Source organism: Streptosporangium sp. NPDC049248 (assembly GCF_040678965.1).
Lineage (GTDB): Bacteria > Actinomycetota > Actinomycetes > Streptosporangiales > Streptosporangiaceae > Streptosporangium > Streptosporangium fukuiense.
In genome coordinates, this window is record NZ_JBFAQY010000003.1 from 294,049 (window position 1) to 309,328 (window position 15,280).

The 15,280-nt window shown below is 68.8% G+C and carries 16 protein-coding genes; 4 read left to right on the forward strand and 12 right to left on the reverse strand.

The window, feature by feature from the left end; genetic code table 11:
• Positions 1–48: 48 nt before the first annotated feature.
• From AB0K21_RS08030 to AB0K21_RS08040, 3 genes are all read right to left on the reverse strand, one after another.
• Complete coding sequence (locus tag AB0K21_RS08030) at positions 49–831, reverse strand: hypothetical protein (protein WP_364148705.1); 783 nt, start codon at positions 829–831, stop codon at positions 49–51.
• On the reverse strand, positions 828–2,486 hold the full coding sequence (locus tag AB0K21_RS08035) for a hypothetical protein (protein WP_364148707.1): 1,659 nt from the start codon (positions 2,484–2,486) through the stop codon (positions 828–830). Before AB0K21_RS08035 ends, AB0K21_RS08030 begins: the two co-directional genes overlap by 4 nt.
• Before the next feature lie 162 nt (positions 2,487–2,648).
• Complete coding sequence (locus AB0K21_RS08040; RefSeq protein WP_364148709.1) at positions 2,649–2,846, reverse strand: hypothetical protein; 198 nt, start codon at positions 2,844–2,846, stop codon at positions 2,649–2,651.
• 189 nt (positions 2,847–3,035) lie between these two features.
• Between AB0K21_RS08040 and AB0K21_RS08045 the strand changes: the two genes are divergently transcribed.
• Positions 3,036–4,055 carry a hypothetical protein gene (locus AB0K21_RS08045; RefSeq protein ID WP_364148711.1) on the forward strand — a complete coding sequence of 340 codons (1,020 nt, stop codon included), beginning with the start codon at positions 3,036–3,038 and terminating at the stop codon, positions 4,053–4,055.
• A 110-nt stretch (positions 4,056–4,165) separates the two neighbouring features.
• Here AB0K21_RS08045 and AB0K21_RS08050 read toward each other — a convergent pair whose 3' ends face one another.
• From AB0K21_RS08050 to AB0K21_RS08080, 7 genes are all read right to left on the reverse strand, one after another.
• Positions 4,166–4,981, reverse strand: coding sequence for a hypothetical protein (locus tag AB0K21_RS08050; RefSeq protein WP_364148713.1), 816 nt, complete (start codon positions 4,979–4,981; stop codon positions 4,166–4,168).
• 14 nt (positions 4,982–4,995) lie between these two features.
• Positions 4,996–5,553, reverse strand: a complete 558-nt coding sequence (locus AB0K21_RS08055) for a hypothetical protein (protein ID WP_343962735.1) — start codon at positions 5,551–5,553, stop codon at positions 4,996–4,998.
• A 443-nt stretch (positions 5,554–5,996) separates the two neighbouring features.
• Positions 5,997–8,234, reverse strand: a complete 2,238-nt coding sequence (locus AB0K21_RS08060; protein WP_364148715.1) for a tetratricopeptide repeat protein — start codon at positions 8,232–8,234, stop codon at positions 5,997–5,999.
• A gap of 167 nt (positions 8,235–8,401) precedes the next feature.
• On the reverse strand, positions 8,402–9,031 hold the full coding sequence (locus AB0K21_RS08065) for a DUF6879 family protein (protein WP_364148717.1): 630 nt from the start codon (positions 9,029–9,031) through the stop codon (positions 8,402–8,404).
• Positions 9,024–9,293 carry a hypothetical protein gene (locus tag AB0K21_RS08070; protein ID WP_364148719.1) on the reverse strand — a complete coding sequence of 90 codons (270 nt, stop codon included), beginning with the start codon at positions 9,291–9,293 and terminating at the stop codon, positions 9,024–9,026. Before AB0K21_RS08070 ends, AB0K21_RS08065 begins: the two co-directional genes overlap by 8 nt.
• A 477-nt stretch (positions 9,294–9,770) precedes the next feature.
• Positions 9,771–10,100, reverse strand: coding sequence for a hypothetical protein (locus AB0K21_RS08075; RefSeq protein WP_364148721.1), 330 nt, complete (start codon positions 10,098–10,100; stop codon positions 9,771–9,773).
• Positions 10,101–10,269: 169 nt separating this feature from the next.
• Positions 10,270–10,872 carry a TetR family transcriptional regulator gene (locus tag AB0K21_RS08080; RefSeq protein ID WP_364148723.1) on the reverse strand — a complete coding sequence of 201 codons (603 nt, stop codon included), beginning with the start codon at positions 10,870–10,872 and terminating at the stop codon, positions 10,270–10,272.
• Between the two features lie 74 nt (positions 10,873–10,946).
• On the opposite strand from AB0K21_RS08080, the gene AB0K21_RS08085 reads away from it, so the two are divergent.
• On the forward strand, positions 10,947–11,774 hold the full coding sequence (locus AB0K21_RS08085) for a class I SAM-dependent methyltransferase (RefSeq protein ID WP_364148725.1): 828 nt from the start codon (positions 10,947–10,949) through the stop codon (positions 11,772–11,774).
• A 128-nt stretch (positions 11,775–11,902) separates the two neighbouring features.
• Positions 11,903–12,169 carry a hypothetical protein gene (locus AB0K21_RS08090; protein WP_364148727.1) on the forward strand — a complete coding sequence of 89 codons (267 nt, stop codon included), beginning with the start codon at positions 11,903–11,905 and terminating at the stop codon, positions 12,167–12,169.
• A gap of 163 nt (positions 12,170–12,332) precedes the next feature.
• On the opposite strand, the gene AB0K21_RS08095 is transcribed toward AB0K21_RS08090, so the two are convergent.
• Both AB0K21_RS08095 and AB0K21_RS08100 read right to left on the reverse strand, forming a co-directional pair.
• Entirely contained in the window at positions 12,333–14,207 is a 1,875-nt protein-coding gene (locus AB0K21_RS08095) for a DUF2075 domain-containing protein (protein ID WP_364148729.1), read from the reverse strand.
• A gap of 126 nt (positions 14,208–14,333) precedes the next feature.
• Positions 14,334–14,690 carry a nucleotide pyrophosphohydrolase gene (locus tag AB0K21_RS08100; protein ID WP_364148731.1) on the reverse strand — a complete coding sequence of 119 codons (357 nt, stop codon included), beginning with the start codon at positions 14,688–14,690 and terminating at the stop codon, positions 14,334–14,336.
• Here AB0K21_RS08100 and AB0K21_RS08105 point away from each other — a divergent pair.
• Positions 14,689–15,267 (forward strand): DUF1643 domain-containing protein, encoded by a 579-nt coding sequence (locus AB0K21_RS08105; RefSeq protein WP_364148733.1) that lies wholly within the window; start codon positions 14,689–14,691, stop codon positions 15,265–15,267. The genes AB0K21_RS08100 and AB0K21_RS08105 overlap by 2 nt on opposite strands.
• Positions 15,268–15,280: the final 13 nt, after the last annotated feature.

Sequence of the window (15,280 nt, forward strand, 5' to 3'; positions counted from 1 at the left end):
CGGGGTCACGGGCCGGTCGTGACCTTCGAAAAGATCACCTTGTCCTTCTCACGGTTGCCCGACGTCAGGTGCCTTCGAGTTCGGGGATGCCGAGGCGCAGCCGTGGGTGACGAAGTAGATCTCCATGGAGATCGACCCGTTCGGGGCGGAGAGGTCGTGGAAGTTCCGGGTCACGGCCGTTCCGAAGATGCGCGGGTACGTCTCGCGGATGGCCGTGTTGACCCGGGTGGCCAGCTGAACGCCGCCGCTGGCGCCGCCGTCGGAGTCGGAGCCGAAGGTGAGCACCATGCCGACGCGCCGCCCGGCCAGGTTCTCCCGGTGCCTGCGCAGTTCCTGGCGGACCTGTGCGGCCAGTACGACGTCACCGGCGCCGGGGGTGACCCGGAACGAGAGCGTGACCGGTTTCGCCCGGACACCTCCGACGAGGCCGGTGCAGGGGGACGGTGAGGGGGCGGGCCGGGCGGGACTTTTCTCTCCCGGCTCCTTCTCGGCCGGGATCTTCTCCTCCGGGGGATCCTCGGTCCGGGGCTCTCTCTCCGAGGTTTCCCTCTCCGAGGGCTTCTCAGCTGAAGGCCCTTCGGCCGAAGGCTTTTGAGCCGGATCTTCGACCGGGGGCCCTTCGGCCGAGGGTTCTTCAGCCGGAGACCGAACGGAGTCGGCCGGGGACCGGAGGGGACCCGGTTGGAGTCGAGCGGTGTCCGCCACGGGGTCGGTGGGCGAGGGGGGTGGTGCCTGTGCTCCCAGCAGGATGATCGTGAGTCCGAGCAGCAGGTCGGCGAAGAGCCAACCGGCCAGCAGGGTCGTGGTGGAGGTTCTTCGGCGGGCGGTCATTGCGAGGTTCGGGCTCTCTGGCGTGAGTCCGGCTCGTCGTCGCCGCTGTCGTCTGTTCCGCCGTTGCCGTTGCCGATGGCGTGTTCGTTGTCGCCGCCGTCGGCTCGGCCGCCGCCGCCGTTGGGGTCCTCGCCGTTCCCGCTGTCCTTGCCGTTCCCGCCATTCTCGCCGGGGCCGCCCTCCTTGCCGGGACCGCCCGCCGGGAGAGTCCAGAGGCCGTCGGCCGGAAGCCGCAGCCGGGTGCTCGCCCGCTCCGAGCCGGTCACCTCGCGCTCGGCGAGCTCCCTCGACGGCAGGTCGGCCAGCGCGCTCGCGAGCGCGCTGGGAAGCCGGTCGAGCGCCTCCCTCGTCCGCTCCAGCAGGGTGACCGTCTCGATGGTGGTGTCGACCCGGGAGGCATGGGTCCCGGCGACGGCGGACCAGCTCTCCAGGGCCTCCCGAATCTCCGTACCGGCGCCCTCGAAGGTCCGGTGCAGCTCCCTGGCCGTGCCCGCGATGGTGTCGGTGACCCGTGCGCCGAGCAGGTCGACCGCCTTCTCCGTCGAGGAGCCGACCGAATCGATCGAGATGGCCGCGCGGTCGACGGCATGGCCGATGCCCGCCGTCACGCCGACCAGCTCGTTGATCCGGAGATTCAGACCGGAGACGCTGCCCTGGACCGACGTGATGGATCGTACGAGTTCGTCGTTGAACGCCTGGCGCATGTCGAGGGTGGTCCGGGAGATGGTCGTCGACAACTGGTTCCCGACATCGGTGACGGCACGGCCGGCCGTGGATCCCACGGTGTCGATCACGGCCGAGAACCGGGCCACCGCCGCGGCGAGGTCGTCACAGGTGCTGTTGACGGCGGCCAGGTGCCCGCCCAGGTGTTCGACGGCGTCGCGCACGTCGATCGCGCTACCGGCCAGCGCGTCCGTGGTCTTACGGGTGGCCTCCAGGGTCAGGGTGAGCGCCTCGACCAGCTCGGTGTGCACCTTGCGCGCCGTGGTCCCGACGAAGCCGATGTCGGCCGCCGCCCTGTTGAGCTCGGCCCCGAACCGCTCCGGCGCGGAGAGCCGTACCTGGCCGAGTACCAGGCTCGCCTCGGTCAGTGCCCCGCGGAGCCGGACGCGGAGGGCACGGAGCTCCCGCTCCGAGGCGTCCTCCCTGCTGTTCCGCGTGATGTTCTCGAACACGGTCCAGCAGATGAGGCAGAAGATGGCCGCGAGGGTGCAGAGCGCGATGTTGTCGAACTTGAAGAACCCGGGCAACCGGCCGTCGAAGCCCTGCTGCCACATCTCCAGGAAGGGCCGCCGGGCCGCCTCCACGCCACCGGCCGCGAGGACGTCGCCGTAGGCGCCGGTGGCCATCATCAGGCCGAGCCAGGTGATGAAGATCGGTACGAAGACGAGGGCGGGACCGACGGCGCCGCTGAGCCCCCGTCGCCATCCCGGCCTCCTCGGCGAGGACGTGCTCTCCGCCGGTTCCCCGTCCACCAGGATGGTGTCGTCGGGGGAGAAGGCGGCGAACAGGTCGACCTCGCACCAGTGTCCGGCCATGTCGGGATCGGCGACCGCGTCCGCGAGATCACGTAGCTGGTCCTGACGGGCCGCCAGGTGGGGATGATCGGCAAGCTCGCGAAGCTCGCCGGCGAGCTCCAGATCCGTCACGGACAACCGACATCCTCTCCTGATGGCGCTGAGCGCCTTTTCGGCAATCCGGATGGACCGATTCACGCCTCCGGGAGGCGTGATCATTTTGGCATATGGCGCGTATGTCGGCGGAAGGAACGGACCGAGACGGAGGAGAGCGCGGACGGTGCCGTGCGGCACGGTGGGTCAGGTCCATCCGAACTCGAGCGCGCCGTCACCCTGGCCCGCGAGACGTGCGCCTCCGGCGTCGCGGTCCCCCTGGTCGTCCACGAGCACAAGTGGCTCGGCCGCGGCCTCGCGCCGGCCGAACTCGCCGAACGACCGCGCGCCTGCGACGTCGGCCTGGAGTTCCCCCACCCCGTTGCGCAGCGTACGAGCTGACATTGCGCCAAGCGGATCAAGGGCTCGGATCACAAATAGTACGGATTTTTCGTTCCATGTCGCCATAGCTCTAGGCAGGCTGCCCTTGGGTGTGGAAATGTTTCGGCGCCGCACCCGGATCGTCGATTGCGTGTGAAGTGTGGTCGCCTCCTGACCTCGCCGGGTGGGCGTTGGAAAGGTGCACGGAGCGAGATGGCAGGACGCAAGGCGCTGCTGGTGGGGACGCTACCTGGAGAGACTGCCGAGGAGGCGATGCGGGGGGCTCTGGAGCGGCTCGGGCCGCACCTGCGGCAGCTGCCGGACGGAGAGACCGGCGATCGGCGGATCTGGGTCGTTGGGCTGATCATGAGTCTGCTTGGGCATCCGGACCTGGAAGTCGCCCGCGAAGGGGACTGGTCGGACTACAAGCATCAGCGCAACTACCGCGTCCGGCGCGGGCACAGGTTACGCGGGGACAGCCTCGATTTGGGCTATCTGCGCTGGTACGAGATCAACCGACCGGTGTTCGACAAGCTCGTTGAGGGTGACCTCGCATTCCAGGTCGGCGTCCCCGGTGATTTGGACATGACGATGTTCACGCTCGGACCGACCCGGATCGCCGGAAACCGGCAGCCCTTCCGCGAGGCCACCGTCCGTGACATTGCGGCGATCCACGCGAAGTCGCCGTCCGACGTCGTGTTCCAGCTGGAGGTCCCGGTGGAGACGGTCTTCGTGGCGAAGGCCGGTCCGCTCGGCGGCGTCGCCGCCGCCCGCCTCGCCGCCGGTCTGCACCGCACCGTCCGCGACGCGCCGACCGGCACCCGCTTCGGCATCCATCTCTGCCTCGGCGACCTCGGCCACAAGGCACTCAGCCGCCTCTCCTCGACCCGTCCACTGGTACGGCTGGCCAACGCGATCGCCGACGGGTGGCCGAGCGGGCGCACGCTGGAGTACATCCACGCACCCCTCGCCGCCGGCGACGAACCGCCGGTCACCGCCACCCGCTTCTACCGGCCACTCACCGGCCTGCGGCTGCCCTCCACCACCCGTTTCGTTGCCGGTTTCCTGCACGAGGACCGAACCGTCGACGACCAACGCCGCCTCCTCGACACGATCGAGAAGGCCGTCGGCAGCACCGTCGATGTGGCCGCATCCTGCGGCCTCGGCCGCCGCGGCGACACCGCCGCGTACGCCACCATGGACCAGGCCCGCGCTCTGTGCGAGACCGAATAACCGCAGACCATACTTTGCAGAGGACTCTTGACAGAGAACCCTCTGCGAAGTCCTGCGATATGGGGTGTCGGCAACGAAGCTGTCATGAAGTACACGCGATGGCGTCCGGCTCAATCGGCGGGTGAACGCGATCCTTCGGGCCGGTCGGCCGTGAGCATCAACGGGGTGCCGACCCCGTTGTGGGAGGCCGCCTCGGCGAGGAAGGCGGCCAGCCAGCCAAGCGCGTCCAACGACCACTCGGTGAGCACGCCGCGGAATGTGGCCCGGTGCCGGGCGGGCCCGCGCCACAGCTCGTCGATGACGGGGGATTCCAGGACCGTGCCGTCGTCGGTCAGATCGTCGGTCAGATCGTCGGGCAGGGAGACCGAGTCGCACGCGAAGACGTCCTGGGTGAAACCCCGCATCCACCGGAGCATCTCGGGCGCCGCCGAGCGGATGGACGGCTCCTGCCCGCCGTCCAACGTCACCCGCACCGGTGTTCTCCACCGCGGGTCACCGTCGGCGAACCAGCCGGCGTCCTGGAGCAGGGGTATCACGGCTCTCGCCCGCGTCGAGGCGTCGAGGCTCTGCACCGGCAGCAGGAGCTGCACCGCGCGCAGGCGCGGAGCGCCGATACGCGCCACCACGTCGCCCGCACACGAGAGGAACGGCTGGACCGGCAACGGCCGGCCGTCGGGAACCGGCTCGGTCAACGACACCTGAAACCACGCGACGCGTGACGGTTCCGGGCCCTGCCCGGCGTCGTTCATCCCCCACAGGCCGCCGGACACGTTCTCGACGGCCTCGGTGAGCCATCCCAGCGCGGACGACCTCGCGACGAACAGGCTGTACGCGTCCGAGGAGGCGACGTGAGGATCTCGCCACGGATGTGACACCAGCTCGCCGTGCAGAGCCGCGAACATGGTGCTGTCGGGTCTGATGCTCACGTCGCCCTCTTCCGCTATCGCCTGCAGTAGATGTTCCGGCTCGGTGTGTAGAGCTTGCCCGGGTCGTCGGGCAGGCCGACCAGGTCCACATCGACGACGCTACGCCATCCCGTCAGGCTGTTGCTGTTGCATCCGCCGCGTCCGGTCGCCCGGTTGCCGGCGCCGCCGCCGGACCGCACCGTCGCACTGCCCGCCGTGCCGGCGTTTCTCCAGCTGCCGTCGGAGTAGTACTGCTGCAGCTGCACGGTGACGACCGCCAGGGTGGCGTTGCAGTTGCCGTTGACCCACCAGCCGTGCCCGGAGGCCTCGAAGGCGGACGAGGAGACGTGGACGTAGTCCCCCGCGGTGTTGAAGACGCACAGCGCCCGGGTGTTCGTCGCGGAACCGGTGTTCTCCAGGCTCGCCTCGCCCCCTGCCGGAGCCCGGCCGGTATCGGGGGCCGGAGCGGGGGTGGGAGGGGGTGCGAGGACGGACGCCGACGGAACCGCGATCGCCGCGGTCTGCGACATCCCGAGGAGCGCCGCGCTGACGATGCCGGCCGTCATGGAGACCTTGCGGAGTGATTGACGCATGATCGTACCTCCGTGCTGAGTCGAGTCGAGCAGGGGCAGGAACTGTCGTGCGAATCCTGTCCGGCGATTGAAAAAGTGCACGGTGCTGATCTCACGTGATGGCGCCAGACATTGGTAAACGTGTCATTTCCGCTCTGTCGTGTCAACGGAAAAAGAATTATTGGCGACTTTCCACTGGCCGCTTGACCTGCGATTCTCGCATACAAGTGGACAATTCATCGAATAACTATTTATTTCCCATTAAGGCCGTCAGGGGTCTCGTATTTTCCTGGGTGATAATTCATGACAAAGCTTGGAAAGGCGGGCGCCGTATGGAGTCGCCTCGCCGGTCGTCGGTCTTCGACTCGTGGAGCCCGGTGGTCCGACGGAGTCGAACGCCGACAGCCGGGGCGATCATGCCGCCGTCTGTACGGGTGAGGTGCCGGGCGTGGCGGACGGCAGGCTCAGTTCGTCCCCGTCACCCGCGGCCCGATGCGGTCACGTACCGCCACCGCCCGCGGGTCGTCGTAGCCGGCGAGGAGGCTCAGTGCCCCCGCCCAGTGCCGGCGGGCCGCCTCCGGTTCCTCGTCGATCAGAGCCGCGGCCAGGCCGTCGAGCGCCAGGGCCTCATGCCAGGCGTCACCGAGTTCGTGATGGACCGCGGCCGCCTGGCGGTGGAAGTCGGCCGCCTCCGCGTGGCGGCCGAGGTGGCGGTAGGTCTCACCCGCGCCGTGCCAGGCCAGCGCCTCCCGGCTGCGGTCGCCGAGGCGGCGATGGAGCGTGGCGGAGCGGTGGTAGGAACCCAGCGCCTCGGCGAACCGGCCGTCGGCCCGCTGGGCGTTGCCGAGGGTGATGAGCCAGAAGCCCTCCAGCCGGTGATGGCGGAGGCCGAGGGCGATGTCCAGCGCGGCCTGAGCCGACTTCATGGCCTCCTCCACCTCTCCCCGCTCGCACTGCAGGTCGCTCATGAGGCGTAGGACGTTGCCCTCACCGCGCTGGTTGTCCAGGGATCGATGCGCGGCGAGAGCACGCCGGACGGCGTCCGCGGCCTCCGGCAGGCGGCCCGCGTGGTAGTGGGTGCTGGCGAGGTTGGACAGCATGGTGGCCTCCCAGTGAGCGGAGTCCTGCTCCTGGAAGGCGGCGGCGGCCTGCTCGAAGTGCCGTGCGGCGTCGTCCAGCCGCCTCGTGCGGAGATGCGCCAGTCCGATCAGGTTGAGCGAGTGCGCCTCGCCGAGCCGGTCACTCAGCTCGCGCCAGATCGCCAGTGCGTTCCGATGGCATTCGAGGCTCTCGGTCAAGCGATTGATCCGGGTGTATCCCATGCCCAGCTCGGTGAGCAGTTGCCCTTCCGCGACGCGGTCGCCCAGCCGCCCGGCCGCGGCCAGCCCCAGGCGGCCCACGGCCAGCCAGTCGGCGACCGGAGCCGAAGGGGACTGCGCGTTCGACAGGACGGCCGACAACTGCCAGGTGAGCCGGTCCTGCCCGGTCGCGGCGGCGGCTCTGACAGCCTGCAGGAGGTTCGTGTGGTCGCGTTCGGACCAGTCCACGGCGGCGTTGTAGTCGGCGAAGCTCAGCGGATGCGTGCCGTCCGCCGGCGGGGCGAGTTCCAGCCGGGCTTCGGCGGGGTTGATCCAGCTCTGGGCGGCGTCGGCGGTGTGCAGGTACCAGTCCAGTACCCGGCGCAGCGCGGCCTCCTGTCCTTCGGGCGGCTCCTCCTGTTGTGCCTGGTCGGCGGCGTAGGCACGCAACAGGTCGTGGAACTGGTGGCGGTCCGGGGCCGTCTGCTCCAGTAGATGGGCGCCGACCAGGGAGTCAAGGAGCTGCCGGGTCCGGTTGGGAGGCAGCCCGGCGAGGGCCGCGGCGGCGTGCAGGCCGAACTCGGGGCCCGGATGCAGGCCCAGCAGACGGAACAGCCGGGCGGCCTGCTCCGGCAGGGCACGGTAGGACCACGCGAACACCGTACGGACGGCTCCGGCCTCTTCGTCGTCTCCCGTGCTCAGGGCGTCCCACAGGGCGGACTCGTCGCGCAGGTCGGCGATCAGGTCGTCCAGCCGCATGTGCGGGTAGCTGACGGCGCGCTCGGCGGCGATGCGCAGGGCGAGTGGCAGCCGGGCGCACAACCGGGCCAGCTCGGTGAGCTTGTCCTCGTCGTCCTCCGGCCGGTATCCGGCGGTGACGGCCCGCAGCAGCGCGACGGCCTCCGGCTCGGGCAGCGTGCCCAGCGTCAGCCGGTGGGCTCCGTCGCGTACGGCAAGGCTTGACAGGCGGTTGCGGCTGGTGACGACGGTCAGACAGCCCGCGCTCCCGGGCAGCAGCGGACGGACCTGGTCCGGCGTCGCCGCGTTGTCCAGGACGACCAGCACCCGGCGGCCGGCCAGTCGCGAGCGGTAGAGCGCGGCGGCGGCGTCAGGGTCCTGCGGCACGGAATGGGCACGGACGCCGAGAGCGACCAGGAAACGGTGCAGGGCCTCCTGGGCGGTGACCGGCTCTCCCGGATCGTAGCCGCGGAGATTGATGTAGAGCTGCCCGTCGGGAAAGCGGTCCCGAACCTGATACGCCCAGCGCAGCGCGAGCGATGTCTTCCCCACGCCCGCGGTCCCGGCGATCACGCACACCGAGATGACGCGCGGATCGCCGTCTTCGCCGATCAGGATCGTGTTCAGTTCTTCGAACTCGCCGGTGCGGTTGACGAACCCGCGCACATCGGCCGGCAGCTGCCGCGGGGTGAGGTTCGCGTCGGATCTGCCGTGCTCGTGGAAGTGGACTCCGCCGCTGACGTCCCTGGCCTGTACGACATCGCGCGAGGACCCCGACAGTTCGGAATGCGAACTGGCGGGGTGTTTCTCGTCTTCTCCGGGCTTTTTAACGCCTACTCCGCCTTCGTCGTGGGCGAGGGAAGGTGTGCCACCTCGCGGTCGAAGTAGGACATCACATCTTCACCGGCCTCGTAGAGGCTTTTGATGTATTTTTCCCAACCGCCGATGAGGCCGGGATCGGTGTAGCGAACCGCGCCGTTCGGGACGCCGGTTTCGGTGTAGAGAACGTGGTAGAGAGTTCGGCCGCCGAGGATGACCACTTCCGGCAGTGGAGCGGCCCTCTCCGAGGCAGTCACCTTTTCCACGCCGACCACACGGACCCGCTCGCCGCATTCGGCACGCAGTCGCAGCGAGTGCAGTTCCCACCGCATATATGGTGTGAGCGGCCTCTCGACCACGCGTACCCGGTGGAAGAAGGAACCGCGGCGTTCGTCCTCCCGGGTGACCGCGAGCAGGTCGTCTCGCCTTTCGTCGAGAAGCCGCAGCGCTTCCTCCCAATCGCCCCGGCGAAACGCGTCATGGCTGGGACTGCCCTGTTCCTCGAAGTGCTGCCGCCGCTCGAACTTCCAGGAGTCCCGGTTGCGAATCTGCGCGTCCCGTTGCCGGAAGTCGCGCCGGTAGGCGTCCCTGACGAGTCTTTCGCCCTGTGCGGGAACGAGGAAGGGAGCGCGGGGATCAAGCATCGGCGATGTCCGCCTTCGCCGCGCTGAGCATGATGCCCGGGATGACGACCAGTCGCTCGTCCGGGGCGAGGGACACGCCCTCAGGCAGGCGGAGGGTGTACGCGGCGGTGAGGTCCCTGCCGATCACCGCGATGTCACCGTTGTCGAGTTGCCAGATATCTGGGCATTCGTCGCGGCCATCCGAACGGTCCAACTCTTTGGCCGACTTCCCTAATCGCCGCTCGAATGACGCGGAAGGGTCGGCTTCCCAGGAACGAGCCATGCCCGCCTCCACTTGGCTTGGCTGTACGTTCTACCTGTGCGGAGCATATGTTGGACGGCACACTAGGACAACGGAATGGGTGGATTATCGCGCGAACACAGCCGAAAAAAACCCGCCTGTCCGAAACAGGGGGCAAACGAGCTGAGTGGAAGGTGTTCACGGCACCTTCGCGCCGATTTTCGGTACGTAGGGTTACGAAGGTTTGACGCCGAACCGGCCTCGACCTGCCGGTCGTCGATCAGGGGCGGACCGCAGTGGGCCTTTTCCGGAACCGCGCTATGGCCGCGCATTCCGACATCGAGCACGTCGATGCTTGATCTTGGTTGTCGGTGGACTCCGAAGACGCCGAGAACATCATGGCAGGAACAGTGCGTGCGGGATTCTCTGCTGCCGGAAACTCTCATATTCAATGAGAAGGGACAGAAAAGCCGGTGTCATCACCGCCCAGGACTCCATCGGAGGCACGATCCGGGATGGTCAGTCCGTTTCCTGTGGTCTGTAGGGCTTTGGAGCATCGAAGGTGATCCCACCTTCGATATCCCTGGCCTGTACCGCGTTGCCGTGCACGGTGCCGCTGATCTCGTTGTGCACACCACCGGGCTCGGGTGCGGGCTCGGCGACTTCGGGGCGGGCGGAAACGGCGCCGAAAACCGCCAGCCCCAGTCCCAGCAGCCCGACGAAGGCGCCGAGCACGCTGGCGAGCTTGTCGGCACGATCCAGACCGACCGCGATGAAATACCATCCCAGCGCGACCAGGGCTGCCAGCGCCACGGTTACGCCCGACCAGACCAGTGTGCGTCTCGACATGCGTTCAGTGTCGGCCAGGTTCCATAACGGGGGAAGCCCGGCGCCCCGGTGCGTTGATCGCGACGCTCGGTCCTTCGCGAGCGGGCGTCCGTCGACTTCGCGCTACGAGACGGACGTGGGCTTCGCGGAACTGCCCCCCGTAACGCCGTGCGTCAAGCGGTTCAGGGGTTCACAGCAGCCGTCTCTGTACGACGTCGGCGATGACCGCGGTCACGACCTTGCCGACGGCTTCGGCCTCCGCCGGGGCGGCTTCACGGTCGGCGAACAGCAGGTGCCCGGCCCCGATCAGTGAGAGTGCGAGCGCGTCGACGTCGGCGTCGACCGCGATGCGGCCCAGCTCGCATTCGTCGTTGAGGTAGCAGGCGATCATGGCCACGGCTTCCGTCATGACCGGGATGCCGTGGCCCGGCCTGGCGTGGCGCAGCCGGGCGCGCAGCTCGTCCCGGAAGATGACGAGACTGACGATCGCCACCGCGACCGGGTCGAACAGGTCCATCAGCGCGCCGGTGAGGTTGCCGGCGACGGTGCCGGTTCCGGCGGACTCGCGCAGGGCGGCGGTCTGGTCGTCGATCCGGGCGATACGGTCTCGCACGAGCTCGGCGAGGAAGTCGTCGAAGTCGGCGAAGTGCCGGTGCAGGACGCCCTTGGCGACGCCCGCCTCGGTGGTGACCGCACGGCTGGTCAGCGCGTTCGGCCCGTCCTGAAGCAGGACGCGCTCGGCGGCGTCGAACAACTGCCGGCGGACGTCACGGATGTGCACTCCGGTCGGCACCGCGCGTTCCTCCTTACGCTCACCGCGGACGTTACCCTGTTGGCAAGTGGGCGTGTGCCCACTATGGTGGGCGCATGCCCACTATGTCGCAGGGACAATCGCACCCTTCAGAGAATGAGCCGCACAAGGCCAGGCAGGTGGCGGAGTCGTTCGGAGCGGACGCCGAACGCTACGACCGGGCCCGGCCCCGCTATCCCGACGCCCTCGTGGCGCGGATCGTCGCCGCCAGTCCCGGGCCAGACGTCCTGGACGTCGGCTGTGGTACCGGCATAGAGGCCCGGCAGTTCCAGGCGGCCGGCTGCACGGTGCTGGGCGTCGACCCCGATGAGCGAATGGCCGAGTTCGCGCGGCACAGCGGGGTCGAAGTACAGGTGGCGACGTTCGAGACCTGGGATCCGGCCGGCCGGACGTTCGACGCGGTCATCGCGGGCCAGGCCTGGCACTGGGTGGACCCGGTCGCGGGCGCCGTGAAGGCGGCCCAGATCCTGCGGCCTGGCGGCCGGTTGGCGGTGTTCGCGCATGTCCTCGAGCCTCCGCCCGCCATCGCGGAGGCCTTCGCGGCGGTCTATCGGCGGGTGGTGCCCGACTCGCCGTTCAACGGCCGGCCGCCGAAGCAGGGCCTGGACGCCTACCAGGAGATGTTCGCCATGTTCGCCGACGGAATCCGAAAGGCGGACGAGTTCGGCGACCCGGAGCGGTGGCGATTCGACTGGGAGCGGTTCTACACCCGCGACGAGTGGCTGGATCTGCTGCCCACGACCGGTGGCCTCACCCGGCTCCCGGCGGACAAACTGGCCGAAGTGCTGGCAGGCGTCGGGGCCGCCATCGACGCGATCGGGGGCGGCTTCACGATGCCCTACACCACGCTGGCGGTCACCGCGGCACGAACCGGCACCATCTGACCCGGCTTCCCGGCACCGGTTTCCCTCTCGCCTACCGGAAGATCGTCCCCCGTCATCCGGATCCGCTCGTACTGTCGGCAGTGCCACACTCCCCGGTGAGCCGGTCGCGCCGGACATGCCTGGTTCGGGTGCGCGTCGACGCCCACCCGGCCCCCATGCCGCCCCGGCCGGTGTCGGTGCACAAGGAACCACTGTGGACGGGCTACGGGGTCCTGGAGTCGTACGAGCCGGGTGACGACGACGGCGATCCCTACGAGGACGGCCCGCCCGACCTGCTGAACAAGAACGAGCTGGTGGCGGCGCTCCTCGATGGGAGCCGCGTTCATGGCGGCGCGGCCCCGGGTCAGGGGAAGCAAAGAGGGCGCGGTCCGGAGACCGCGCCCTCGGGGGCATGAAGCCCCGGATAAGCCTGTGCTCGCTTTCGCGGCTCCTCGAATGTACGGCATCGGAGCGATCGACCGCGATTTTTTGGAAAGCCTCCGCCGGAGTCCCAGCACTCCAGCCGCACATCGAGATCTTGGCTTGAACTGGTCGTTCCGAACGTCTAGGACATAGCAATCAGGAGGTGAGCCGGGAGAGGAACTCCTGGGTCTCCGGGTCCGTGGAGTAGACGAACGTGCCGATCATTCCTCGGGTCAGGAGCACCTTGTAGGTGTTACGGATCAATCGATCCGCCTGCTCGTCGGTGGTTCCCCGGGTGAGCGCGGGATCCTTGCTGAACGCTCTCCTCGTGTGGAACCTGCCGTCCCGGACGACGAGATCGGGCCCGATGATCACACCGTTCCAGTCGTACTCGAATCCCTGCGCGGTGTAGACACAGCCGACCTGTTCGAACCCTCCGTCCAGGGTCGCCCACAGCGCGCTCGCGGGCGCGCTGCCCACGGCCCTGTCGTTTTTGACGTTCCACGGACGGGACCAGTCGCCGATCCGGACGTCGTGAACGAGGGTGTCGTCGCTCTGCGGGTCGCTCCACGGCCAGCAGAAGCCAGCGGTCATCCGCGCCGAGTAACCCTCGTCCAGTCTCGAACGCAGCAGGGTCTCAAGCTCCTGCGGAGACTCCGCCGGTGACACCGTGAAGTGGTCGTCTCCCGACCACGGAACAGGCTGGTCGCCCCGCAGGCCGAGAAGGTGCAGCACCCACTCCTCGTAGGCGCGGCTGCCTCCGCAGCGGAACTGCCCGTCGAGCGAGATCTCGTGCACCCGTAGGCTCCGGGCCTCGGCGTGCTCTCTGATCTCGGCGGTGGTGCCCATCTCGCCGGGCCGCACGACCTGGTGCTCGTCCAGCAGGAAGACGGGAACGCGGGCGGCGTCGATCAGCTCGTCGACCTGACGGCGGTCGCTGCGCAGCCGCGCGGGTGTGTAGCGGTTCTGTGAGGTCTCGCGGAGGCGGTGGGACTCGTCGCAGATGAGAACCTCAAGGCCGTTCTGCTCGGCGGTCATGAAGCTGTTGAAGTACTTGAAGAGGTTTTTCACCTTCGAGGAGCCCTTGCCCGGGACCTTGCGCAGCGTCCCGGTGAACGACCGAGATCCGGTGGCGTGCAGAACGGCCCGGCCCTGCCTCGACAGCTCGCCCAGCAGGGAGAGCGCGATGACGCTCTTGCCGCTTCCCGGGCCGCCGGTGACGATGACGACCTCCTTCGAGTCCGCCCGGCGAGCCCGGTCCACGGCGTTCAGCACGATCTCGTACGCGAGCCGCTGCTCCGCCAGCAGCACGAACTGCTCCCGGTCCTTGATCTCCCGGGCGGCCAGCTTGAGAAGCTGCTTGGAGGGGCGCACCGCGCTGTTGAGCAGCCGGTCGGCCACGTCCGCGCCGGGCTCGGGAGCGAACTGGTCACGCAGATAGGTGAGGAAGGCGCCCCGCCGGGTCTTGGTGAACAGGCGGCTCCGCTCGTCCTGCTCCCGCGCGTAGAGATCCTGGATGTCGAGGTCGGCCGCGTTGTGCAGGTAGGCCACGCCCCTGAGCGCGTCGTCCCTGCCCTCCAGGGCGCCGACGAAGTCGGCGAGGTAGTCGCAGTAGCCCCGCACCTGGAGCGCGGGGTGCAGCTTGGGGCCGCCCGGAGTGCCCTCGACCAGCACGAGGTCCGGATCCTCCTCGAAGAGCTCGGCCCGGCTCCACTGCTTCAGCTCCACCACCAGGTAGGCGTCGCCACCGGTGCGGCGGTCCACCCCCGCCAGCACGACATCGGCCCGTTTGCTGGTCAGCGGGAGCTGGTACTCGATCAGCATCTCGACGTCGCCCAGCCCGGCGTCGACCAGGTCGCGGGCGAGGACGGGCAGGCTGCGATCCCAGGATCTGCGCTCGGCCTCGGAGGGATTGACGCGCACCGTTCTTCTGAGATGCTCGGCGATGACCTCGCTGAGCCGTTTTTCGGGGACCGAACCGTCGGTCGCCAGCTTGGCCAGACTTTCGGCGGAGTGCCGAAATGCCGTCACGGACCTACCCCCAGGCAGCACGAGAGACTCGTGCGGTATGGGAGCGTGTCCGCGATCAGGCGATCGGCGGAAGCCCGTCGGGCCGCATCACTACGCCCGGCACATTACCGCGATCATCCGACAAAATCAGACGAGCGGTGGCGCCTTCCTGGCCGACCCCCGGTAAGCCTCCACGTCGTAGCGTCTGTCGCTCTGGTCGAGCTTGGCGTGGGCGGCCTCGACGAGATCGACGTTCAGCACATCGGCGAGCCGGGTCAGGTAGACCATGACGTCGGCGAGCTCGGAGCGCAGCCGTCCGGCAGCCTCCGGATTCTCCATGGCCCGCGCGGATTCCTCGGGAGTGAGCCACTGCAGCTCCGCGAGAAGCTCTCCGACCTCCCCGGCCAGGGCCATGGCCAGGTTCTTCGGGGTGTGGAACTGCTCCCACTCTCTGTCGTGCGCGAACCGCCGCAACCTGCCGGCCAGTTCCTCAAGCTCCGTCATGGCAGCACGCTACAAGCCGCGAAAACCAGGGTTCGAGCAACCCCGGTACAGTCTCCGGGATTCCGGTAGATCAAGAGAGGACGAGGTGAGTCAAGACTCCCGGACGCTGTGCGCGATCCTGCTGAATCCCGCGCTCCGGCCCGCCCCCGAGACCATCTCGTTCCGCAACCTCGGCTGCGCTCTTCCCCTGGTGGGCTGTGATCGGATCCGGTTGGCGAACCTGCTGGACGTTCCTACCAAGGATCAGGGGCAGCTCGGTGCCACCGTGATCGAGGAAGCGGAGGTGGCCCGGTCCCGGACCCTGCTCGCGGAGGCGGTCCGCGCCGCCGACGAGATCCTGTTCGCCTGGGGATCGAACCGGGTCACCGGCCGCGTCGGCGTCGTGCTGCGGGAGCAGGTCTCCTGGCTGCGCGGGCACTTGAAGGACGCCGGGGTCCGCCGGACCTGGATGGTGGCGGGCACCCCGCGCCACCCCTCCCGCTGGCGGCAGTACGTCGGGCCGGAGAAGGCGAGGGTGCAGGGCAGTACCTTCGAGGCCCGCCTGGCGAAGGTGCTGGCCGCACACCCGCTCGAATAGCGCGCGGCTCCGG